The organism is Variovorax sp. 350MFTsu5.1 (genome assembly GCF_048302515.1).
Taxonomy (GTDB): Bacteria; Pseudomonadota; Gammaproteobacteria; order Burkholderiales; family Burkholderiaceae_C; genus Variovorax; species Variovorax guangxiensis.
Map to the genome: position 1 here is coordinate 6,164,333 of NZ_CP157620.1, position 22,756 is coordinate 6,187,088.

The window sequence follows — 22,756 nt, forward strand, 5'->3', positions numbered from 1 at the left end:
CCCCTCCAAGCCCGGGAAAGCCGCATGCCTTCATCCTTTCAGACGTTCTTCCGCCGGTCGACGGCACTGCTGGCGCTGCTGACCCTCGGCGCCTGCGCGCAACTGCCGCAGAACGTCGATCGCCCCGTTTCGACCGCCATCGCCGCGCCGGCCACCGGCACCGCGCTGGCCGACCTGGTGCAGCAGCGCCGGCAGGCCGAAAAGGCCCGCTACGAATCCGGCTTCCTTCTGCTGGGTGGCCCGCAGGCGGCCTACGGCAGCCGCCTCGCGCTGATCGAAGGCGCACAGAAGACGCTGGACCTCCAGTACTACGCGATCCACGCCGACGCCAGCACCGGCCGCCTGGTGCGCGGCCTGCGCGCGGCCGCCGAGCGCGGCGTGCGGGTGCGCGTGCTGCTCGACGACTTCCACTCCACCGGCCGCGACGCGCTGGTGCTCGGCCTGGCCTTCATTCCCAACATCCAGATGCGGCTGTTCAACCCGCTCGCGGGTTCGCGCGATTCCACCTTCAGCCGCCTGCTCAACTCGATCGACGACGCCTCGCGCATCCAGCAGCGGATGCACAACAAGCTGTTCCTGGCCGACAACGTGCTGGGCGTGACAGGCGGGCGCAACCTGGGCGACGCCTACTTCGGCAACGCGACCAATGGCAACTTCGTCGATGTCGACGTGCTGGCCGCCGGCCCCATCGTGCAGGACCTGTCGCGCAGCTTCGACAGCTACTGGAACAACGAGCGCGCCTACCCGGTGCAGTCGCTGGTCACCCGCGAGGAGCTGCAGGCCATGCGCGACCGCGCGAAAAGGGCCGCCCAGGAACTGGCCGAGGAATCGGCCCGCCAGCAGGAAGGAGGCGCCGGAACGCCCACAGCCGAACAGCGCGCCCGAGCCTGGGACGAGAAGCCGCTCGACCTGCGCACAGCCACCTTCGTCTGGGCGCCGGCCGTGATGCTGGCCGACAAGCCCGGCAAGATTCCCGCCGACTCCGGCCCCGGCAACGCGAAGGCTCCGGGCCTGGTGGTCAGCCGTCCCGACGACAAGGCCGGAAGTTCTCGCGGCCCGGCCTCGCTGGAAGCCGCCTCCGACATCGCAGCCAGCGGCGACACCGTGGTCGAGGGACTGCTGCAGCTCATCGGCCAGGCACGAACCGACCTGACCATCATCTCGCCCTACTTCGTGCCCGGAAAGGACATGCTGCAGGCCTTCTCCACGGCCCGCGCCCGCAACGTGCGCATCCGCGTGCTGACCAACTCGCTGGCCTCCAACGACGCGCCGGTGGCGCACGTGGGCTACGCGCGCCACCGCGAGAAACTGCTGAAGATGGGCATCGAGCTCTACGAACTGCGCAGCGAGCAGGCGAGCTTCGGCAATGTCTTCGGTTCCTCGGGCGGCAGCAGTGCCCCCGGCGAATCGCGCGCGATGCTGCACTCCAAGGTGTTGGTGATGGACGGCCGGCTGCTGGTGGTGGGCTCGATGAACCTCGACCTGCGCTCCCAGCTGCAGAACACCGAGATCGCACTGCTGATCCGCAGTAACGAGCTCTCGCGCGCCGCCACCGAGCAGATCGAGCGCGGCATGCGCGAGCGCTCATGGCGCGTCGAGCTGGTCGACGGCTCGCTGGTGTGGCGCGCTCCCCAGGGCAGCGGCCTGAAGGACGCCACCACCGAGCCCGACGCCGGCGCCATGCTGCGGCTGATGCTCAAGCTCTTCGGGCCGCTGGCGCCCGACCAGCTGCTCTGAGAGCGGAAGCGGCACCGGTCAGTGCTTGTGCTGGTGCGCCGCACCGGCCGCGCCGCCGGCATCCGCGCCTTCGGGCGCACCCACGGGCAGCGTCACGTCGAGCGTGGTCTTGGCGCCCTTGGCGTCCTGGAAAGTCAGCGTCATCGGCACGGTCGCGCCTTTCGCCAGCGCGCCCTTCAGGTCCATCATCATCACGTGGTAGCCGCCGGGCTTGAGCTCGACGGTCTGGCCCGCGGGCAGGTCGAGGCCGGCCGAGAGCTCGCGCATCTTCATGGTGTCGCCCTCCATCTTCATCTCGTGCACTTCGGCGACACCGGCGGCCGGCGTGGAGATGCCCACCAGCTTCGCGCCGGTGGGTGAGGTCAGCTTCATGAAGGCGCCGGTGCCGCTCTGGCCCGGCACCGACTGGCGCACCCAGCCGTCGCGCACGTCGACCGTGGCCACGCCCTGCGCCACCACGTTGAGCTTCGCGGCCGGGCTCTTCAGGCCGGCGGTGGAGCTGCCCGAGGCCGGCACCTCGGCCCAGTCGGCAGCGCCCACGTCGCAGGTCTGAAGCACCTTGAACCACAGCGTGCCCGGCGTGGCGGGCACCTTGCCGCGCAGCACGAACTCGGCGCGCTCGCTGCCGGGCAGCGCGTTCCCGGGCGTCTCGGCGGTCCAGCGGACCTCGCCTTCGCCGTCCTTGGCGCCCTTGTGCACGTCGAGCTTCCAGCCCTTGCGCGCCTGGGCGTCGCTCAGGATGAAGCCCCTGGGCAGGCGCACGGCCAGGCCGGTGGTGGCCTTGGCGCCTTCGCAGGCGTGGCCGACGCGGAAGGCGGCGTCGTAGTCGCTGCCGACGGTCACGCCGCCCGGGCGCAGGGTGACGTGCGCCACCGCGGCGCCCATGCCGGCCAGCATGGCGCATGCGGCGGTGGTCCTGAGGATGGCCATCGAAGTCGTTTTGTTCATGTCGTTTGGTCCTTGCGGTTGGAACGGGGAGTCATCGATCAAAGGTCGAACTTGAGTTCGGCCACGTAGGTGCGCTGCGGATACGGGTGGAAGGCCCAGTACTTGTTGTTGTTCAGGTTGTCGATGCCGAAGGAAGCGCTCCACTGCCGGTCGATCCGGTAGCGTATGCGCGCATCGACCACGAAGAACTTCGAGAAGCCCATGTACGCGAAGCCGTTGGGGTCGCTGTTGTCCAGGGTGCCGTACTGCCTGCCGCTGTAGCGCGCGCCCACGGTGTAGCTCCAGCGGTCGTCGGGCCGGTAGGTGGCCAGCAGCGTGGCGCGCACCCTCGGCACGCGCGGCTGGTCGTGGCCGACGCTGGCCGCGAAGCCGTTGTTGGCGGCGATCTTCGAGCGGGTCAGCGTGAGGCTGCCGCTCAGGTCCAGCCCGCGCACGCCGACGTCGACCGCGTTCAGCGCCACCTCCAGCCCGCGGGTGCGGATGGCGTCGACGTTCTGCACCGTGCTCACGAGGTTGTTCAGGGCCTGGGTGTAGAGCGCGTCCTTCGTGTTCTCGAAGAAGAGCGTGGTGCGCAGCACGCCGTCGAGCCCCCAGCCCTTGAGGTCGCGCTCTGCCGTGAGTTCGGTGGTCCACGAGCGCTCGGGGCGCAGGTTCGGGTTGGTGTTGACGATGCGGTTGCCGTCGATGGAGCCCTGGTAGAGCTCGCTCACTGTGGGCATGCGCACCGCGCGGCCGGTCGAGGCCTTGAGCAGCCAGTCGGAGGTGGCCTGCCAGGCGATGGCCGCCTTGGGCGAGTCGTAGCTGTTCTTGCGCGGCGCAAAGTTCAGCAGCGTGCTGGCGTTGCCGAGCTGGCCGCCGTAGGCCTCCCAGCGCTCGTGGCGCAGGCCGAGCGTGGTCTTCCAGTCCTTCGCGAAGCGCCAGGTGTCCTGCGCGTAGAGCGACTGCAGCCGGGTGTTGCCATTGAAGGCCGAGAACGGCGAGACGGGCGAGCCGCCGATCCAGTCGAGCGTGTTGCCGACGCTGGTGCGAAGCCGCGCCGTGTCCTGCTGGAAGCCGAAGTCGACCACATGCGCGCCCACGCCCTCGGCCGAGCCGGTGGGCCGCCAGGTGCCGGCCGCCTTGAAGGTGTTCCAGCCGGTGCCGCCCATGTCGGTGGTGCGGCCCGGGCCACCGGCGAAGGCGCCCGGCAGCGGCGTGGTGGGCGTGCGGGAGGTGTCGCGCGAGTAGTCGTAGAGGCTGGCCGCCACCTCCCAGTCGAACACGCCGCCGGTGTGGCTCTTGACCGAAAGCCCGTGCATGTAGTGCGTGAGCGCGGTCTCGGTGGGCGCTAGCGCGGCACTGGGGGAATCGAGGTTGTAGCTGCGCCCGCCGATGTTCACCCGCCCGCCGTACACCGGCCGGCCGAAGGCGTCACGCAGCCAGGTGTCGACGCCGCCGTGGGTGGTGTTGTTCCAAGCGCCGAGCGTGTAGGTGGCGCGCACGGTGGGCGAGAAGTCGTAGGCCAGCTTGAGCTTGGCCTGCTCCTGCGTGGTGTCGTAGATGGTGGAGCCGCCGACCAGCCACCAGGGCTGGTTCGACGGGTTCAGGCCGCCCACCGCGCCGGTCACCGGCGTGCCCGCGTTGCCCACGGTGCCGGCGCTCACAAGCCGGTTGCCGAACACCAGCGCCTGCCCCTTGCTGTGCGTGCGCGAGGCGCTGAGCCACCACGACCAGTCGCCGCTGCGGCTGCCCAGCGACAGGTCGAGCTGCTGGCCGGCCGGCGAGGAGTGGCTGTTGTAGAGGTCGAAGTTCGAGACGAAGCCGCTGAGCTTGACGTGCGCCTCGAACTTGGTGGGCATGCGCGTCACGTAGTCGACCACCGCGCCCACCGAGTTGCCGGGGTAGGCGGCCGAGAACGGCCCGTAGAGCACGTCGACGCGCTCGATCTCCTCCGGCGACACCATGCCCCAGCGCGGCGCATAGGTGGCGCCGTTGCCCAGCGGGTTCGACAGCATGATGCCGTCGGCGTACACCATCGAGCGCGCGCTGTTGCCGGTGCCAGAGGCGCGCGTGGCGAGCACCGCGTGGTTGAAGTCGCCTATGTAGCGCTTGCGCACGACCAGGCTCGGCAGGTACTTCAGCGCGTCCTCGCTGTCGGTGGCGTTGACGGTCTCGACGATCTGCTCGTGCGTCACGCCCTCGATGGTGGTGGGGATCTGCGCGGGCAGCGAAGTCGGCCGGCCGCCGGTTACGGTGATGGTGTTGAGCGAGCGGCCGCCGAGGCCGCCTTCAGACGCCTCGGCCGGCTGCAGTTGCTGCGCCAGCGCGGGCGCGCCGAGGGGAAATGCCATGGCGATCGCCAGGGCGCGGGAATGCTTTTTCAAGAGGAACCTTCTCCACGAAGCTTCGAACCGGACAGGCCGGACAAGCCGCGCGCGTGCTTCGGGCGCGCGTGCACGGCTACGGTTTTGAGAGCGTCAGGAGAAGGTCGGGGGCCCGCGCGCCGGCAGCGGCGCCGCGGTGGCCGCGGCCAGGCGCGCGGCGGGAATGGGCTGGACCACGCGGCCCAGCGGGAGGGGAAGATCGAAAACCGGGGCGGCCATGGCCGGCGGCGGAGCGCCGGTCAGCACGCACAGCGGGCAGTCCATGTGCGAGGCGCCCATTTCCTTCACGCCGTCCTCGGTGTGGACCACCACCTTGATGGAGCCCGCGGCGGAGCAAACCAGCTCCATGGCCTGCGGGTTCACCAGCGGCGACGCCGCCGCCACGCCCAGCGACATCACGAACCACAGCAGCAGCAAACGCCCGGCGAGGGCGATGGAGCGGGTGGATCGGTGCAGCGCGTGCATGGCGGCCGCGATTATCTGCGCACTTTGCCCTTGGCGGCAGGGGCCGGGGCCTTGGAGGCCGTGGTCTTGCCGGCAGCCTTGGCCGGTGCGCGGGCTCCGCCCTTGGCTGCGGCGGGCGCCGCCCTGGCCGACTTTCCACCTCTTGCGGCAGCGGCAGGCGCGGCCCTTGCGCGCTGGCCCTTGACCGCCTTGCCGCCGCGCGCGGCCCTGGGCGCCGGCGACGGCGCCGCGAGCGCGGGCATCGGCTGCGCGGTCTGCTCCTGCGCGTTGGTCAGCACCGGCGTCACGGTGAAGCCGCGCGCCGCCATCAGCGTCGGCAGGCCCTGCGGGCCGATCATGTGCAGCGCACCGACCGCGGCGAACACGCCCTTGCCGCTGGCGTGCAGGCGTTCGATGCCGTCGGCGAGGTTCGGATTGCGGTCGTCGAGCAGGCGCTTGAGCAGCCGCTGCTCGGCGGGCGTGTTGAGGCAGTCGCACCACTCGGGGTAGCGGGCCAGCCGGGCGGCATCGCTGCGGGCCCAGACGTCGGCCAGCTCCTTGATCTGGCCCCGCAGCTTGCCCGATTCGAGTTCGTCGAGGGCCGCGTCGACCTGCTCGGCCTCCTCGGCTTCGGAATTGCCGGTCAGCACCTTGAGCTGGTCTTGCGCATTCTCGAGAGCGACGATGGGCTTGCTGCCGTTGCGCGCGGCGACGGCCAGCGTCTCGTCCACGCCGAATTCAGGATAGAGGCCGTCGGCACGCCCCACCAGCCCGGCCAGCGCCGTGACCTGCAGGATCGGCTGCAGCTTCGACAGCGAGCCCGGCGGCACGCAGGCTTCGCTGTTCTGGCGCTCCAGCCGGCGGGCGCGCTCGCCGCTGAGCATGCGCGCCAGCAGCTCGGGATCGGCAGGTCGGGCCATGGCGCGCGCGGTGGCTTCGTCGCGCATGTCGAGTTCGAGGGCGACGGTGTCGCTCTGCGTCAGCGCCTTCTGGATGGTGGGGCCGGGCCGCACCCAGTCGCCACGGCCGATGTGGATGGTTCCGTACAGCCACGAGGTGCGCCCGTCGCGCTCGATGCGCCAGAGCACGCCGCGGTCGACGCCGTTGCGCATGGCAACGCCGGGCTTCTCGAGGCTGGCGATGGCGGAAGGCGGGCAGGCGGCCTGGGCCGCCCCGAAGGTGAAGAGGAAAGCGATGCCGCACAGGGGCGCGGCGAGGATCCGGAGTATCCGCAATGCTTGCTCCACGATGAAAGAAAGTCCGGCATTCTCACAGCACCGCTGCCCATAATCCGAAACCATGCAAAGCATCTTCCACCTTGCCTTCAATGTCCGCGACCTCGAGGGCGCCCGCCGCTTCTATGGCGGCGTACTCGGTTGCGCCGAAGGCCGAAGCACCGACACCTGGGTCGACTTCGACTTCTTCGGCCACCAGATTTCCCTTCATCTGGGCGAACCCTTCGCCACCGCCCGTACCGGCCGCGTCGGCGACGTGATGGTGCCCATGCCGCACTTCGGCCTCGCGCTCGCGCTGCCCGACTGGCAGGCGATGGCGCAGCGGCTGGAGGCCGCCGGCACCGAGTTCGTGCTGAAGCCGCAGGTGCGCTTCGAGGGACAGCCCGGCGAGCAGTGGACGATGTTCTTCCACGACCCGTTCGGCAATCCGATCGAGGTCAAGGGCTTCCGTTCCCTGGACTCCCTCTACGACAAGTAAGCAGATGATCCCGCGCCCGGCCGCCGTCATCGCGCCCCTGGCGCTGCTGTGCGCCACCCTCGCGCACGCCCAGCTCGACTGCGAACTCAACGGCCGCCCCGTTAACCCCGACAACGGCAGCAGCACCGCCGGCAAGACCGGCCTGCTGCGCTGCAAGGACCGCGCGAGCGGCGAGCTGCAGCGCGAGGAGCAGATACAGAACGGCGTGTCGATGGGCCTGGTGCGCATCTACGAGAAGGGCAAGCTCGCCAGGGAGCAAAGCGTCAACGCCAAGGGCAACCTGCAGGGCCGCGCCCGGGAGTTCTCGCCCACCGGCCGCGTGCTGCGCGACGCCACCTACGACGATGGCCAGGAGCGCGGCCTGGTGCGCAGCTTCTACCCCGACGGCAAGCTGCGCCGCGCGATCTTCTATCCGACCTCCGACACCGGCGGCGGCAACGAGCGCGCCTCGGTCGAGTTCACCGAGCACGGCCAGCTCTCGGCCCTGCGCTGCGCCGACGCGCCCACGCTGGCGCCGGTGGTCGACGACGCGAAGCTCTGCGGCTTCTCGGGCACCGGCCCCTCGCAGGTCGACCTGTTCGACGCGCGCGGCATCCTGCGCTCGCGCCTCGCGTACGTGTCGGGCAAGCGGGTGCGCGCGCAAAGCTTCTACGACAACGGCAAGACCTCGTCGCTCGACGAGACGGTGGGCAACCAGCGCGTCGAGCAGAGCTTTTCATCGGAAGGCGTCAAGCGCCGCGAGACCGCCTTCCTGCTGGTGGAGCGCACGAGCATCCGCGTGCGCGAGCAGGCCTTCTCCGAAAAGGGAACGCTGGTGCGCGACCAGCGCTGGAACAGCGCGGGCGAACCGATCGTCGACGACAGCTACTACCTCAACGGCCAGCCGCGCAGCAAGTCGGCCTACAGCGGCAACGGCGACGCGCGCGCGGTCGAGATCACCGAGTTCTACGACAGCGGCCAGCGCGCCGCGCAGGGCCGCTACGAGATACAGGGCCGAAACCGGCAGATACCGGTCGGCACCCACCAGCGCTTCAGCGAGAAGGGCACGCTGCTGGCCGAGTCGAGCTTCGACGCCAAGGGCCGCGTCACGCGCGAGCGCGCATGGGACGAGAACGGCGAACTGCAGCGCGACGACGAAGTCTTCGAGGACGGCTCGCGCAAGGCATATACAAGGTAACGCCCCCAGGCTCCGCGCACTTCGTGTCGCTTCTCCCCCCTGCCGGGGGCAACACCTGCGGCCCGGCAGAGCCGGTTCCGCGGTGTTTCGCGAAATAAGCCGCTCTTTGCGAGCTCAGTCCAGCTTGATTCCCGCCTGCTTGATGATCGGGCCCCAGCGCTTCGACTCGGCACGCGACAGCGCCGCGAACTGCGCCGGCGTGCCCGGCATCGCTTCCATGCCGAAGTCGTCGAAGCGCTTCTGCACGGCCGGCGTGCTGAAAGCCTTGTTCAGGTCGCCGTTGAGCTTGTTCACCACCGCCGCCGGCAGGTTGGCCGGGCCCAGGATGCCCTGGAACGCGAACACCTCCGTGTTGGGCACGCCCACCTCGGCCAGCGTCGGCACGTTGGGCAGCGGCTTGCTGCGCGCGCCCGAGCCGATGGCCAGCACGCGCACCTTGTTGCTCTGCATGATCGGCAGGCCCGAGGCCAGGTCGAGGAACATGCAGGGCACCTGGCCGCCCATCACGTCGGCCATGGCCGGCGCGGCGCCGCGGTACGGGATGTGGGTGATGAAGGTGCCGGTGCGCACCTTGAACATTTCCATCGCCAGGTGGTGCGGCGAGCCGTTGCCGGGCGAGGCGTAGTTGACCTTGCCGGGGTTGGCCTTCACGTAGGCCAGGAAGTCCTTGAAGTTCTTCGCCGGGAAGTCGGGATGCACCACGAGCGCCAGCGGGAACTTGCCGATGGCGCCGATGTAGGTGAAGTCTTTCTCTGGGCTGAACGGCAGCTTGCTGAACAGGTGCTCGTTGAAGGCCAGCACCGCGTTGTCGGCCGACAGGATCGTGTAGCCGTCGGGCTTGCTCTTGGCGACGATGTCGGCGCCGATGTTGGTCGAGGCGCCAGGGCGGTTGTCCACCACGATCTGCTGCCCCAGCGTCTGGCGCATGGCCTCGGCGAGCACGCGCGCGATCACGTCGGTGCCGCCGCCTGCCGGATAGGGCACGACCCACTTGATGAGCTGCGCGGGGTATTCCTGCGCGCGGGCGAAGGGCGATGCGGCCATCGCGGCGCCGGAGGCGAGCGTGGCGAGAAGGGTGCGGCGATCCATGGAATCAGTCTCCAATCTGCTGGTTGTATGTAGTTCCGGAAATCAGGAAGCGGAAAGCGATGGTACGGGCAGAGCCCGTAGCGCGTCGGCCAGCGCGGCGCGACAACGCGCCTCGTCGCCGACCTGCTCGAACAGCAGCAGAGCGAGCCGCGCGAGGAAGAGCGACTCGCGCTCGGTGCCCGCCTCGGTGATGGCCCGCGCGCACTCTGCGTACAGGCGGTCGCGGGCGTCGGGTTGGAGCTGCGGGGCGGTGGTGGTGGTCATGCGGAAATCTCCCGGGCCGCGCGGGCCAGTGCGGGTTGCAGGGCGCCGGCCGGCAGGCGATGCCAGCGCGCGGCGACGTGGCCGTCTGGGCGCAGCAGGTAGACCGCGCCGTCCAACGCGCCGAGCGCCTCGAACACTGCCGGCGAGGCATGCGCGTCGGCGCCGTCGGTGCCCGGGCTTGCGATGGCGCGTACCACGAAGGGCAGCGCGCCCTTGCGTGCCCGCTCGATGTCGCCGGACGGCAGCGCGACGAGGTCTGGCCGCAGCGCCAGCAGCGTGAAGGTGGGCGCGATCCAGTCGGTGAGGTGGCCGCGTTCGAGCTGTTGCTCGGGCATTGCCTCGCCCGGCAGCGGGCCGGCGGACAGATCGTCGCCATCGCTCGACAGCGGCGAGGCCGCATAGCGCACCGCCTGCGTCTGGCGCGGGTTGATGAGCTGCGCAATGCCGCGGTGCTCTTCCGACAGCGACAGCGCCGCCTCGCGCAGCAGGTCGAAGCCGCGCGAGGGCGGCGACATGAACTCGGTGCTGCGCATCGCGTTCTCGGCGTTGACGTGGAAGGCCTCGATGCGCTCCTGCGAGTAGGAGTCGAGCAGCGCCGCGTCGGACAGCCCCTTCGCGACGAAGGCCAGCTTCCACGCGAGGTTGTCCGCGTCGTCGAAGCCGGAGTTGAGCCCGCGCACACCGAAGATCGGCATAGCGTGCGCCGCGTTGCCCGCGAACATGACGCGGCCGTGGCGATAGCTCTCCAGCGTCATCGCGCCGGCGCGGTACACCGAAGTCCACACCGTCCTCCACGGCAGGTGGCCTTCGCCGATGGCGTCGAGGTGGCGCTGCACGAACTCCGCCACCGCGGCTGGCTGCAGCGCCTCCTCGGTGCTCTGGCCGGGGCGCAGTTGGTAGTCGATGCGCCAGATGTCGTCGGGCTGGCGGTGCATCAGCACGGTCGAGCCGGGGTTCCAGGGAGGGTCGAACCAGGCGCGGCGCTCGGTGGGGTGGCCGCTCTTGAGCTCGATGTCGATGATCACGTAGCGGCCTTCGTAGCCCGTCCCCTCGAGCGCGAGCCCCATCGTCTTGCGCACGAAGCTCTGGCCGCCGTCGCAGGCCGCGAGCCACTGGCCGCGCAGCCGGTAGGTACCGAGGGCATTGCGCACGTCGAGACTCACGCCCTCATCGTCCTGTGCGAGGCCGGTGAGCTCGGTGCCCCAGCGGATGTCGACGAGCCCCGGCGTTTGTTCGTTGCGGCGCAGGATCTCCGCGAGCAGGTAGTGCTCGGCGTAGTACTGCTCGAGGTTGATCATCGGCGGCAGCTTCTGCCGCTCGTCGTGCGGCATCTCGAAGCGGAACACCTCGGCCGTCTTGTAGAAGCTGCGCCCGCCGGTCCAGGGCAGGCCCTTGTCCATGAAGGCGGGCAACACGCCGAGCCGCTCCATGATCTCCAGGCTGCGGCGCGAGATGCAGGCCGCGCGACTGCCCACGCACACGGTGTCGTCGGCTTCGAGGATCACGCTACGCACGCCGTGGTTCGCGAGCCCCAGCGCGAGCGCCATGCCGACCGGGCCGCCGCCCGCGATCACCACGGGGTGGCTGGCTGCTTCGATGCCATCGGGGCCGAGTTCGGGCGTGCGGGGTTCGTAGCGCGTGTAGTGGAAGGCGCCGACCGAAGGCGGCACTCCGGCATCGGAGCCGGGCTTCGGCGGCACGGGGCCGCTGGCGGCATCGCCGAGGGTGGCAGCGGGGGAATTCGTCATCCGGCGGGATTGTCCCGATGCGCGACGGGCGGCAATGTCATAACTTCGTACGAAGTGTTTACCCGCATGTGCGCCCTTTTTTCCTTCCTTTTCCAGCCATGAGACGCTGGCGCATCCACCCTTCGGAAGACGCCGCGCTGGCCGCGGCCGTGGTCGGCGACGTGCTCTCGGGCGTGGGCACGCCGCTGCTCGCGACCAGCTACCTCAGGGCGATGCAGCGCGTGATGCCGGTGACCTTCTGCACCGTGTTCGTGGTCGATGCCGCCGGCCGCATCGAGCTGGTGTCGGCTGCCAGCAGCTACGGCAGCACGGCCGAGCGCACATCGGAACGCTATGTGGCTCAGCGCTTCGACCTGCTCGACCCGAACATGGCCTGGCTCGCCGCGCGCAAGCTGCCCGGGCGCGCGCAGCTATGGATGGGCCACCAGCGCGCCGACGAGGTGGCCGACCCGGTGTACCGCGCCGCCTGCTATGGCGACGTGGGCATCCGCGAGCGCGCGTCGGTGCTGTTGCTGCAGCCCACCGGACAGCGCGTGGCGGTGAGCTTCTACCGCAGCCTCGCGCAGCCGGAGTTCGGCGCGGCGGATTTCGCGCTCATCGAGGCGCACGCCACGCTGCTGGCCGACGCCACCGCGGCGCACGGCCGCAGCGCGGTCGGCGCACGCAAGGCGGTGGAGCCCGACCTCGCCGAGCGGCTGCTGAGGCTGAGCCTGCGCGAGCGCGAAGTCATCGGCCACCTGATGGCGGGCCGCACGGCCAAGGAAGCGGCGCGCGAGATCGGCGTGGAGCTGACTACCGTGCGCACCCACCAGTACCGGGCGTTCCGTCGGCTGGGGATACGGTCGCAGAAGGAGCTGCTGCGCGGCGCGGGGCCGCACTGAGCCGCTTCAGTCTTCCGGGGTTTCCTCTTCGGGCTGCGGCGCCTCGTCGCCGGCCTGCGGCTTGACCAGCGACACCGGCGCATCCTTCGGACGCCCCGCGGTGGACACGATCTCCTGGTCGATCGCACCGAAGATCGAGCGACCGTCCAGGCCCTTCATCTCGATGCGGATGGTGTCGCCGAACTTCATGAAGTCGGTATAGGGCTGGCCGGTCTGGATGGTCTCGATGCAGCGCTTCTCGGCGATGCACGAGTAGCCCTTGGGCCACTCCATCTGGCCGTCCTTCTTCTCCACGCCCTTGTTGCTCACGGTGCCGCTGCCGACGATGCTGCCGGCGCGCACGTTGCGGGTCTTGGCGATGTGGGCGATGAGCTGGCCGAAGTGGAAGGTCATCTCCGGGCCGGCGTCGCACATGCCGACCTTGCGGCCGTTCCAGCTGCTTTGCAGCGCGAGGTGCACGCGGCCGTGCTGCCAGGCCTCGCCGAGTTCGTCGAGCGTGACGGCCACGGGGCTGAAGGCGGTGGCGGGCTTGCTCTGGAAGAAGCCGAAGCCCTTGGCGAGTTCGGCCGGGATGAGGTTGCGCAGGCTCACGTCGTTGGCCAGCATCACGAGGCGGATGCCATCCAGCGCCTGGTCGGGCGTGGCGCCCATGCGCACGTCGCCGGTGATGACGGCGATCTCGGCCTCGAAGTCGATGCCCATGGCCTCGCTGGGCACGACCACGTCGTCGGTCGGGCCGAGGAAGTCGTCGCTGCCGCCCTGGTACATCAGCGGGTCGGTGTAGAAGCTCTCGGGCACCTCGGCGTTGCGCGCCTTGCGCACCAGCTCCACATGATTGATGTAGGCCGAGCCGTCGGCCCACTGGTAGGCGCGCGGCAGCGGGGCCATGCACATGGCCGGGTCGAAGGGAAAGGCGTGGCGCGCGCGGCCGGCGTTGAGGCTCGCGTACAGGTCCTGCAGCTGCGGGCTCATGAAGCCCCAGTCGTCCAGCACCTGCTGCAGCCGGTTCGCGATGCCGGTGGCGTAGTGGGCGAGCGTGAGGTCGCGCGATACGACGACGAGCTGGCCGTCGCGCGAGCCGTCCTTCAGGGTGGCGAGTTTCATGATGCGGTGCGTGCGTGAGGACTGGAGCGGGCCGCCGGCGCGGGCCGGTCGCCGCTCCCACTTAAACTGGTTGAACGGGCGGCAGTTTACCGAGGTGGTCTTTGGTGAACCTCCGGGCCGGCGCCCCACTCCACTTACCGATGCCGACGCTCGTCGCCCCTTCTTCCTCGCCGTCGCTGCCTCCCGGCCTGCCGGGGCGTCCGTCGTGGCGGGTGCTGATCGGGCTGACGCTGCTGGTGGGGCTGATCCACCTGCTGCTGCTCGGGCTGGCGCCGATGGCCATCGGGCCGGAGCCCTCGCCGCTGGCGAACAAGTTCAGCACACGCACCATCGTGATCGCGCCGCCGGCCGCCGAGGCGCCCGCGCCGGCAGCCGCCCCCGCAGAAGCGAAGCCCGCACCACCCCCGAAGCCCAAGCGGCCGCGCGAAGCCTCGGTGCCCAGGCCGAAGCCGGCACCGAAGCCGGCCCCCGCCGAGCCATCGCCCGAACCCGAGACAGCCGCGACACCGGCCCCCGAAACGCCCGACCTGACAGCCCAGGCCGCTACCGATTCAGGAGCAGCACCACCCGAAGCGGCGGCCAGCGCGCCGGCTGGGGCGACATCGCCTTCCGGCGGCAGCGGAACCGGCACCCAGGCGGCGGCCGGCGGCGAGGCCTCGGGCACCATCGCCGGCACCCAGGCGATGAAGATCCCGGGCTCGGTCACGCTGGACTTCGAGGCCACCGGCCAGAGCGGCGCCTCCCCCCAGCGCGGCGTGTTCGGCGAGCTGGTCTGGCTGCAGGACGGCACCCGCTACGACGGCCGGCTGACGCTCAAGGCAGTGTTCTTCACCCTGCTCAACTGGCACAGCACCGGGCGCATCGGCCCTTCAGGCCTGGAGCCGGAGCGGTACTCCGAAAGTCGCAAGTCCGAAGTGGCCTCGCATTTCGTGCGCGACCAGAACCAGATCGTCTTCAGCAACAACGCGCCCCCGGTGCCGCTGCTGCCGGGCGCGCAGGACCGCATGAGCGTGATGATGCAGCTCGGCGGCCTGCTGGCGGCCAGCCCGCAGCGCTATCCCGCCGGCACCAGGATCTCGGTGCAGACCGTGGGGCCCCGGGACGCCGAAGTCTGGGTCTTCGTGGTCGGCGAGGAAGAAAAGCTCAGCCTGCCCGCCGGCGAATTCACCGCCCGCAAGCTCACGCGCGACCCGCGCAAGGCCTTCGACAGGAAACTGGAACTCTGGCTGGCCCCGGAATACGGGTATCTACCCGTGCGCATCAGGCAAACCGAGGCCAACGGGGACTTCGCTGACGCGCAGTTGCGCAAACCCCTGCCCTCCGGCCCGCCCAATTGAGGAGAAAGTCACGCTAACGAAGCGAAAGGAGCCAGAGATAGGCCAATTAGCCAGTTGGTTTTACAGATAGACAACCTATCTTGAAACTGGCGCGTTGATTGCTATCTAACCCCCATGAACGCCATCGACATTCTCACAGGGCCCGCCATGAACATGCTTTATGACTCGGAGTCTTTCGTCGTCGTCCACGTGCAGCCCAATGAAGGCGAGGAGTCCGCGCAGCCGAACATGCCGGTCCTCGAACGCCATGGCTTCGAGATCGTGGACAAGCGTTCGGGCAAGGAGGTGTACCTCGACGGCTCCTGGGCCGAGCTGTTCCAGCAACAGATCGCCGCCTGGCAGCTCAACACCCCCACGCAGGAAGAGGTGGAAGACACGCTCGAGGGCTACGCCGAGCTGGCGCACACCCCGGTCCTGGTGCACTGAACCCGATCCGGCCGGTTTCCCGAGAAATCGCCAAAAAGCGCCCCGAGGGGCGCTTTTTTCATTCCTTGCCGGCCTCGCTCAGCGCCCTCAGCGGTAGATCCACCGGAACATCGGCCCCACGATCAGCAGCACCGCCACCAGCCGGCAGACCTGAAAGGCCGTGACCACCGGCACACCCAGCTGCAGCACCTTGGCGGTGATCGACATCTCGGCGATGCCACCCGGCGAGGTGCCCAGGATCATCGTGGCCGGGTGCAGCCCCGTCGCCCACGCCAGCAGCCATGCCACGCCACCGCAGAGCACCAGCATGCCGAAAGTGCCCAGAACCACCGAGCCCAGCCAGCGCGGCGCCGTGTGCAGGAACTCCCGGCTGAAGCGCACGCCCAGGCTCACCGCGATCACCAGTTGCGCCGCGTTCGACATCCACGTGGGCACGGCCGACAGCGACTGGCCCGCGACGGTGAAGCCCATCGCCACCAGCAGCGGCCCGATGAACCACGGGTTGGTGCGCTTCAGCGCGCGCATCGCGATCGCGCCGATGCCGGTCGCCGCCGCCAGCAACGCGAGGCCTCCGGGACTCACTTCGCGCACGCCGGGCGGGTTGATCTCCAGCCCGTGCAGGCCGCTCCACTGCATCGCGAACGGGATGGTCACCGTCACCACCACCAGCCGCAGGCTGTGCGCCGCGGCCACGAGGTCGGTGCGCGCGCCGGCCGACTCGGCCATCAGCGTCATCTCCGAGGCACCGCCGATGGCGCCGGAGAAGTAAGTCGTGGCTCTCATGGATTTCGCCGGCACCTGCGGCATGCGCGACGCATGCATCGCGTGGAGCCAGCGCCCGAATCCCACGCCCAGCAGCAGCGCCCACGCGATCGCCAGCACGATCGCCCACCAGACGCTGGCCACCAGCGCCACCACGTGCGGCGTGAAGTACAGCCCCAGCGCGGTGCCGATGGTCCACTGCCCCGCGTTGCGCAACGGCGTGTAGCTCGCGGTGGGTGCGCCGGCAATCGAGGCCAGCGACACCGCGAGCAGCGGGCCGATCATCCAGGGCAGCGGCGTGCGCAGCGCCAGGCACGCGCCCGCGGCAGCGAGCGCCAGCAGCAGCGTGGCCAGCACGCGAACGGGATATCGGGAAGACACGGACCGGAAGAAGGGACGACAGGGAAAAGCGGCGGCGGACGGCACCGCGGGCGCGCGCCGGGGGCATAGTATGGCGCGATGCTTCTTCCTCACCGGCCCGCTCGGGCTTCCTGGCTGCCGCTGCTGCTCCCCCTCTTCGCCGCTGCCGCGCTCGCGGGCTGCTCGGCGCTTTCCAGCCTTTCCGCCTCGGGTGCCGATGCGCCCGACGCCCCCATCGCGCGCCGCGTCGCGGCACTGCAGCCGGTCGATGCCCTGCTGCTCGGCGAGCAGCACGACGCGAGCGAGCACCACGTCATCGAGCGCGAGACCGTCGAGGCGCTGGCCGCGCGCGGCCACCTCGCCGCGCTGGCGCTGGAGATGGCCGAGGAAGGCCGCAGCACCGCGCAGCTCGCGTCCACCGCCACCGAAGCGCAGGTGCAGGCCGCGCTCGACTGGAGCGACAAGGCCTGGCCTTGGGCCAGCTACGGCCCTGCCGTGATGGCCGCCGTGCGCGCCGGCGTGCCGGTGGTCGGCGCCAACCTGCCGCGCTCGCGCATGAAGAACGCGATGGCCGACGTCTCGCTCGACGTGCAGCTCAACGGCGAGGCCTTCACCGCCCAGCAGGACGCCGTGCGCGACGGCCATTGCCGGATGCTTCCCGAATCGCAGATCGTTCCCATGACCCGCATCCAGGTGGGCCGCGACCGCGCGATGGCGCAGGCCATCGTCAAGGCGAGGAAGCCGGGCCAGACGGTGCTGCTCATCGCAGGCGCCGGCCACGTGGTGCGCGCGCTCGGCGTGCCGCAGCACCTGCCCGACGACGTGAAGATCGCCACCGTGCGGCTGCTGGCGGCGCCGGCTTCGGCGGCTGGCCCCGAGACCGGCGACTACGACCGCATCTGGCGCACGCCGCCGCTGCCCGAGAAGGACTACTGCGCCGAGTTCAAGCGCCAGGCCCGGCCGCAGCCCAAGACCTGACCAGGAAAGAAAAAACGCCGCCGGCCCGAAGGCACGCGACGTTTTCTTGTCGCCCCGGGAACGGCGCAGCTCAGCGAGAGCTGATCGTCGACACGGCCGAGTTGCCCGTCGCCGACGCCGTGATCTGGTTGCCCGTGGTGCGCAGCGTGCTGTTGCCCACCGGGCCCGAGACGGCGACGCCGAAGTTCACGCTGGTCACCGTGGCCGTCACCGCGCCGCTGTTGACCTGGTAGTTGCCGATGGCCGCGCCCGGCGCGCCGGTGTTCAGCGCCGTCTGCGTCACGCGGTTGGTCGCGCTGTTGCCGAAGGCCTGCGCCGCCAGCGTATTGCCGGTGACGCCGACCGTGCCGCCAGACACGCCCGCGCCGGTGCCGTTGAGCGCCACCTGGTAGCTGGCGCCCGTGCTGGTGGCCGCTACCGCGCCCGCGTTGTTCTGGCTGTTGAGGATTGCCGCGCTCGCGCCGACGTTCAGTGCCAGCGGTGCGCCGATCAGGCTCGACGAACCCACCGTGGCCGCGCCGCCGTAGCTGCTGCCGGCGCTGGATTCGAGCACGTTGGTCGCCGCATTGCCGCGCGCCAGCGCCACCGTGGTGTTGCCGTCGAGCGAGACGGTGCTGCCGTTGAGCGGCACCGCGCCCGCCAGCGTGGCGTTGGCCACGGTGCTCGAAGTCGCCGTCACGCCCGCGGTGCTGCCCTGCACGTTGAGGATGCCGGCGCTCGCGCCCTGCGTCGCGCTGCTCGCCACCGTGGCGGTGTTGGTAGCGCGGTTGGCCGCGGCTTCGGCGAAGGTGCTGTTGCCCGAGATGGTGAGCGCGCCGTTGGCCAGCGTCGTCGTGGGCGCGGCGTTGTCGTCGTTGTGGATCGAGGTGGCGGCCGTGCTGCTCACAGTCGACGCGGCCGTCTGGCGGTTCGACAGCACGTGGTCGCCGGTGGCCGACACGTTGTCGGGGCTGCCGGTCTCGCTGAGTGTGGCCGAGCCCGTCGCGCCCGCCGGCAGCGTGTTGGCCGCGCTCACGCCCAGCGTGTTGGCCGCGTCGTTCATCACGCCCAGCGCGGCGTTGCTGCTGCCCGAGAGCCGCACCGTCGAGCCGGTGGAGCCGGCCGGCGCGAACACTTCGAGCGTGGAGGACGCCGTCACCGCCGCGGTGCCCGACTGGCTCGACTGCAGCGCGGTGCGCGCGCCCACGTTCGAGCCCGCTAGCCCCACGCTGTTGAGCGCCGTGTTGGCCACGGCCTTGGCGCTCTGGCTGTTGTTGGTCACGCCCAGCGTCGAGGCGCTCACTGCGGACAGCGGCGCCGAGTCGATGCCGATGACGCCCGTCGCGGTGGCCGAGACGGCGCCGGTGCCGACCTGCACGTTGGCCAGCGCATGGTCGGCCGACACCGCCACGCCCGAGGCCGGTCCGCCCGTCGCGGTGGCCGATGCCGGCACTCCGCCGGTGATGGCGCCGCTCTTCACGTCGATGCTGTTGGTGGCGGCGCTGCCGGTGGCTGCGGCGATGGTGCTGTTGCCGTCCAGCGTGGCGCTGCTGCCCGCCAGCGCCGAGGGGCCGGTCAGCGTGAGCTTGGTCGCGTTGTTGGCGTTGGCGGTCACGGCCGCGCTGCTGTCCTGCGCGTTCAGCACCGCGGTCTTGGCCGACTGCGAGGCGCCGCCGGCCAGCGAGGCCGCGTTGGTCGCGCGGTTGGCCGAGGCTTCCGAATAGGTCGTGTTGCCCGAGGCGGCGAAGCTGCTGTTGGTCAGGCCGGAGTTGCCGGGCACCAGGCGGTCTTCGTTGTAGATCGCGGTGTCGGCAGTGCTGGTGACCGAGGCGCCGGCCGACTGGCGGTTCACCAGCACCTGGTCGCCCGCGGCGATGGTGTTGCCCGGCAGCGTGCCCTGGGCGATGAGCGCAGGCGCCGGCAGCGAGCCCGAGGTACCGCCCGACACGGAGACCTTGTTGCTCACGTCGTTGATCACGCCCAGCGCCGTGTTGGCGTTGTTCGAGAGCTTCACCGACGAGCCCGACACCGAGGCCGGTGCGAAGGCCTGCATGAAGGAGCGCGACTCCACCGCCGCCGTGCTGCCCTGCGCCGACAGCAGCGCGGCGCGGGCCGACACGTCGGTGGCCGAAAGCGCAATCGTGTTGCTGCCGGTGTTGCCCACGGCCTTCGCGCTCTGCGTGTTGTTCGACACGCTCAGCGTCGATCCGCTGATCGCGGCGCCCGGCACCGTGTCGACACCGAAGGCCGCCGCCACCTTCGAGGAGATGGTCGGGCTGGTCACCAGCTGGATGTTCGACAGTGCATGGTCGGCCACCGCGCCCGCCAGGCCCGCGGCGATGTTCGCCGCGCCCGCGAGCGGCAGGCCGTTGCCCACCGCGATGGTGTTGCCCTTCACGTCGATGCTGTTGGCCGCGGCGTTGCCGGTGGCCGAGCCGCCGGCGGAGTTGCCGTCCACCGTGAGCTGCGAGCCCTGGATGCTCGCGCCGCCCAGCACCACCTGCACGCCGTCCTTGTTGGTCAGCAGCGGGCCTTCCTGGCCGGTGAGCGAGCTCACCGCCGCGCTGGTCAGCTGCAGGTTCTGCACTGCGGTGGTGGTCGAGACGCCGACGGCATCGATGGCCACGCCGTTGGCCGCGCTGTTGCTGGTCGCGCCGGCCAGCGTGGCGTTGCCGGTAGCGGCGATCTTCGAGTTGCTGATGGCGCCGCCGACCGTGAGGTTCACTTCAGGCCCGCCGCTGCGCTGCGCCGACACCGTGCCCTGGCCCGACTGCGCGTTCTGCACACTGAAGGCCGCGTTGACGGCGAGCGCGTTGCCCGTGAGCGTCGCGCCCGACAGCGAGAGGCCGGAGGTGTCGATGTTGTTGCCCGTCACCTTCACCGTGTTGCCGGTGGCGCGGCTGCCGTAGGCCAGCGCCTCGGCGGTGTTGCCCGAGCTGGCGACGGAGCCGTCGGTCAGCGTGCCCGTGACCGTCGTGCGCGCCACGATGCCGCCGGCCGCGGTGGCGTCGATGACGGTGCCCGTGCCCGCCACCGCCTGGGTGTTGGTGACGTTGGCCACCGAGGCATTCGCGCCGCTCAGGTTGTTGAGGTTCAGCGTCACGCCGCTGGCCGCGTCATTGCCGTAGGTGGCGGCGACGAATGCGTTGCCGCTGTTGGCCACGCTGGCGGCGGAGACATTGCCGTTGAAGGTCGCCGCGAAGGTGTTCGGCCCGACGGCCGCGGCGTTGACGTTCGCCTGCACCGACTGGTCGTTCAGAATGCCGTAGGCCGCGCTCACCGTGGGCAGGGCGCCGGCCGAATTGCTGAAAGGCAGCCCGCTGAGCACGTCGATGGTGACGTTCGACGCCGGCGTGATGCCCAGGCCGGGCGCCGCCGCGAGGTTGCCCGCGCTCACGCCCAGCGTGTTGGTGGCCGAGTTGCCATAAGCGATGGCGCGCTGCAGGTTGTCGGTGAGCGAGGCCGAGCCGCCCGCGAGGTTGCCGTTCACCGCGATGCGCGCCTCGGGGTTCGCCAGCCCCGCGCCGACCGCGGAGCTCGCGTCGTTCATCTGCACGCTCGCGATGCCCGCGCCGGTGCCCACCGAGTTGCCGGTGAGCGTGAGCGTGTTGGTGGCGCCGCTGCCCAGCGCCACGGCTTCCTGCCGGTTGCCGTCCAGCACCAGCGTGCTGTTGGCGACCGGCGCGCCGCCGCCGTTGGCGGTGAGCACGATCTGCGAGCCGAAGTTGAGCGCCGCGGGGCCGCTGCCGTTGTAGTTGCCCTGCAGGTTGGTGAGCGTCGCCGCGCCGCTGGCGGACACGCGCCCGTCGGAGTTGGTGCCGCCCGTGAGCACGGCGTTGGTGGCACCCAGCGCCACCGTGCCGGCCTGGATCGCCAGGCTCTGCGTGATCTGGTTGCCCTGCGCGGTGGCGGCCGATGTGTTGTCCGAGACGCTGACCGTGCTGCCGGTGGTCTGGCCCGTGCCGGGCGACTCGCCCGTCTGCGCCGCGATGACCGACGGGAACAGGAATGCCGTCTGCGGCGCCGCCGAGTTCGCCTGCTGGTTCGACACCGCCACGGTGCCGGTGAACGAGGCCGCGTTCTTGCCGCTGGCGATGGCGCTCGATGCCGTGTTGCCCGTGGCCGCCGCCGTGATGCTGTTGTCGTCGAGCGTGACCTGGCTGTTCTTGCTCGACTGCACGCCGGCCAGGATCTGCGCACCCGAGGTCTGCGCGACAGTGGCCACGCCGAGGTTGCCCTGGCTGTTGACGATGGCCAGGTCGCTGTTGACGTTGCTGGTCACGCCCACGCCGTTGTGGACGCTGTTGTTGGCGGCGGTGGCGGCCGTGCCGGTGCCCGCGACGCTCACGTCGTCGATCAGGATGCGGTTACCCGCCACGCCGGCCGTGGCGCCCAGCGCCTCGTTGCCCGTGGCCGCGCTGGAGATCGCGTTGCCCTGCACCGAGAGCGAACCCTGCAGCACGTTGGAGCCGCCAGCGGGCGCGCCGCTGACGATGCCCATGATCACCGAGCCCGTGTTGGTGGCGCTGTGCATGACACCGAGGATGCCGTTGCCATTCGCCTGCAGGTTCGCGACCACCGCCGAGCCGGCGAAGGTCGGCGCGCCGCCCGACTGGATCTCGGCCGTGCTGCTGGCGCTGTTGGCCTTGAGCACTGCCGAGATCGAATTGCGTTCCAGCGACGCCGCCGTGGTCAGCGTGTTGCCCGCGTTCGCGGTCAGCATCAGGTCGACCATGTTGCCCAGCACCGCCGCACTGGAGCCCTGCCCCGTGGCCGACTGCAGCGAGGTGACCACGATGTTGCCCTTGGCGTCGAAGAGCTGCGCGCCCGCCGGATAGGTCAGCACCGAGGTGCCCGGCTGCGCCGGCGCGGCGACGGCGGCCGCGCCCGAGATCACCGAGCTGCCGCTGTTGAGCGTGGTGGTGGCCGAGATGGTGTTGTCGGCGTTGACCACGCTGCCGGCCTGCAGCGTGCTCGATTCGGAGGCGAGCTTGCTGCCGGTCACGCCGCTGTCGATGACGCCGGTGTTGGTCGCGACGCCGAGCGTGGCAGCGTTGTTCACCGGCAGGCCGGGCGCGGCCTGGATGCCGTTGCCGAAGGTGTTGCCGGTGGCGGTCGCGCCTATCAGGTTGCCGCTGGTGCCGATCGCCACCGGGTTCGGGTTCGACGGCGTGCCGGTGGAGGTGGTGCCCACGGTCGCGCCGGTGATGGTGGCGTTGACGTTGGCCGAGTTGGTGGTGCCCGCATTCACCGAAGGCGTGCCGGTGGCGGTGCCGCTGTAGGCCGCGTCCACCGAAGTCTCCGCGGCCTGCGCGCCGGAGGCCGCCGCGATCAGCGCCATCGCGACTGCGCTGCCGATGCTGCTGCGGCTGAACATGGGCGCGCGTGCGGCCCGGCTCTGGATCTTGCGTGCTTTCATGTCGTGACTCCTCGGATGTTGGATGCG

Annotated in this window: 17 protein-coding genes; 7 read left to right on the plus strand and 10 right to left on the minus strand. The window is 70.4% G+C overall.

From position 1 onward, the window contains the following. The first annotated feature begins 24 nt into the window (after window positions 1-24). Window positions 25-1,737 (plus strand): phospholipase D family protein, encoded by a 1,713-nt coding sequence (locus tag ABL843_RS28000; RefSeq protein WP_418118091.1) that lies wholly within the window; start codon window positions 25-27, stop codon window positions 1,735-1,737. Between the two features lie 18 nt (window positions 1,738-1,755). Here ABL843_RS28000 and ABL843_RS28005 read toward each other — a convergent pair whose 3' ends face one another. From ABL843_RS28005 to ABL843_RS28020, 4 genes are all read right to left on the minus strand, one after another. Continuing rightward, window positions 1,756-2,685 carry a copper chaperone PCu(A)C gene (locus ABL843_RS28005; protein WP_418118092.1) on the minus strand — a complete coding sequence of 310 codons (930 nt, stop codon included), beginning with the start codon at window positions 2,683-2,685 and terminating at the stop codon, window positions 1,756-1,758. Window positions 2,686-2,723: 38 nt separating this feature from the next. Beyond that, the gene (locus tag ABL843_RS28010; RefSeq protein ID WP_418118093.1) at window positions 2,724-5,015 is read right to left on the minus strand and encodes a TonB-dependent receptor; all 2,292 of its coding nucleotides are present in this window, start codon (window positions 5,013-5,015) and stop codon (window positions 2,724-2,726) included. A gap of 126 nt (window positions 5,016-5,141) precedes the next feature. After that, window positions 5,142-5,513 carry a DUF2946 family protein gene (locus ABL843_RS28015; protein WP_418118094.1) on the minus strand — a complete coding sequence of 124 codons (372 nt, stop codon included), beginning with the start codon at window positions 5,511-5,513 and terminating at the stop codon, window positions 5,142-5,144. An 11-nt stretch (window positions 5,514-5,524) separates the two neighbouring features. Beyond that, window positions 5,525-6,727, minus strand: coding sequence for a TraB/GumN family protein (locus tag ABL843_RS28020; RefSeq protein ID WP_418118095.1), 1,203 nt, complete (start codon window positions 6,725-6,727; stop codon window positions 5,525-5,527). A gap of 64 nt (window positions 6,728-6,791) precedes the next feature. On the opposite strand from ABL843_RS28020, the gene ABL843_RS28025 reads away from it, so the two are divergent. Further along, the gene (locus tag ABL843_RS28025) at window positions 6,792-7,205 is read left to right on the plus strand and encodes a VOC family protein (protein WP_418118096.1); all 414 of its coding nucleotides are present in this window, start codon (window positions 6,792-6,794) and stop codon (window positions 7,203-7,205) included. Between the two features lie 4 nt (window positions 7,206-7,209). Continuing rightward, a complete protein-coding gene (locus tag ABL843_RS28030) occupies window positions 7,210-8,382 on the plus strand; it encodes a toxin-antitoxin system YwqK family antitoxin (protein ID WP_418118098.1) in 1,173 nt (390 codons plus the stop codon). 114 nt (window positions 8,383-8,496) lie between these two features. On the opposite strand, the gene ABL843_RS28035 is transcribed toward ABL843_RS28030, so the two are convergent. From ABL843_RS28035 to ABL843_RS28045, 3 genes are read right to left on the minus strand one after another with little or no spacing between them, the layout of a single operon-like run. Then, window positions 8,497-9,471, minus strand: coding sequence for a Bug family tripartite tricarboxylate transporter substrate binding protein (locus ABL843_RS28035; protein ID WP_184642035.1), 975 nt, complete (start codon window positions 9,469-9,471; stop codon window positions 8,497-8,499). 42 nt (window positions 9,472-9,513) lie between these two features. Beyond that, entirely contained in the window at window positions 9,514-9,735 is a 222-nt protein-coding gene (locus tag ABL843_RS28040) for a DUF2783 domain-containing protein (RefSeq protein ID WP_126025828.1), read from the minus strand. After that, on the minus strand, window positions 9,732-11,483 hold the full coding sequence (locus ABL843_RS28045) for an FAD-dependent monooxygenase (protein WP_418118099.1): 1,752 nt from the start codon (window positions 11,481-11,483) through the stop codon (window positions 9,732-9,734). The genes ABL843_RS28040 and ABL843_RS28045 overlap by 4 nt, the downstream gene beginning before the upstream one ends. A gap of 98 nt (window positions 11,484-11,581) precedes the next feature. Between ABL843_RS28045 and ABL843_RS28050 the strand changes: the two genes are divergently transcribed. After that, window positions 11,582-12,364: a helix-turn-helix transcriptional regulator gene (locus tag ABL843_RS28050; RefSeq protein ID WP_369660657.1), complete on the plus strand. Its 783-nt coding sequence runs from the start codon at window positions 11,582-11,584 to the stop codon at window positions 12,362-12,364. A gap of 6 nt (window positions 12,365-12,370) precedes the next feature. Here ABL843_RS28050 and ABL843_RS28055 read toward each other — a convergent pair whose 3' ends face one another. Further along, window positions 12,371-13,468, minus strand: coding sequence for a fumarylacetoacetate hydrolase family protein (locus ABL843_RS28055; RefSeq protein ID WP_418118100.1), 1,098 nt, complete (start codon window positions 13,466-13,468; stop codon window positions 12,371-12,373). A 140-nt stretch (window positions 13,469-13,608) separates the two neighbouring features. Here ABL843_RS28055 and ABL843_RS28060 point away from each other — a divergent pair, with 140 nt between their 5' ends. Both ABL843_RS28060 and ABL843_RS28065 read left to right on the plus strand, forming a co-directional pair. Continuing rightward, window positions 13,609-14,805, plus strand: a complete 1,197-nt coding sequence (locus ABL843_RS28060) for a DUF3108 domain-containing protein (RefSeq protein WP_418118102.1) — start codon at window positions 13,609-13,611, stop codon at window positions 14,803-14,805. Window positions 14,806-14,952: 147 nt separating this feature from the next. Then, window positions 14,953-15,231: a DUF3567 domain-containing protein gene (locus ABL843_RS28065; protein ID WP_184642041.1), complete on the plus strand. Its 279-nt coding sequence runs from the start codon at window positions 14,953-14,955 to the stop codon at window positions 15,229-15,231. Between the two features lie 87 nt (window positions 15,232-15,318). Here the strand turns inward: ABL843_RS28065 and ABL843_RS28070 are convergent, their stop codons facing one another. Then, complete coding sequence (locus ABL843_RS28070; RefSeq protein ID WP_418118103.1) at window positions 15,319-16,374, minus strand: AbrB family transcriptional regulator; 1,056 nt, start codon at window positions 16,372-16,374, stop codon at window positions 15,319-15,321. Window positions 16,375-16,452: 78 nt separating this feature from the next. On the opposite strand from ABL843_RS28070, the gene ABL843_RS28075 reads away from it, so the two are divergent. Then, entirely contained in the window at window positions 16,453-17,331 is an 879-nt protein-coding gene (locus ABL843_RS28075) for a ChaN family lipoprotein (RefSeq protein ID WP_184642043.1), read from the plus strand. Window positions 17,332-17,401: 70 nt separating this feature from the next. Here ABL843_RS28075 and ABL843_RS28080 read toward each other — a convergent pair whose 3' ends face one another. Beyond that, a complete protein-coding gene (locus ABL843_RS28080) occupies window positions 17,402-22,729 on the minus strand; it encodes a beta strand repeat-containing protein (protein WP_418118104.1) in 5,328 nt (1,775 codons plus the stop codon). Window positions 22,730-22,756 lie beyond the last annotated feature (27 nt).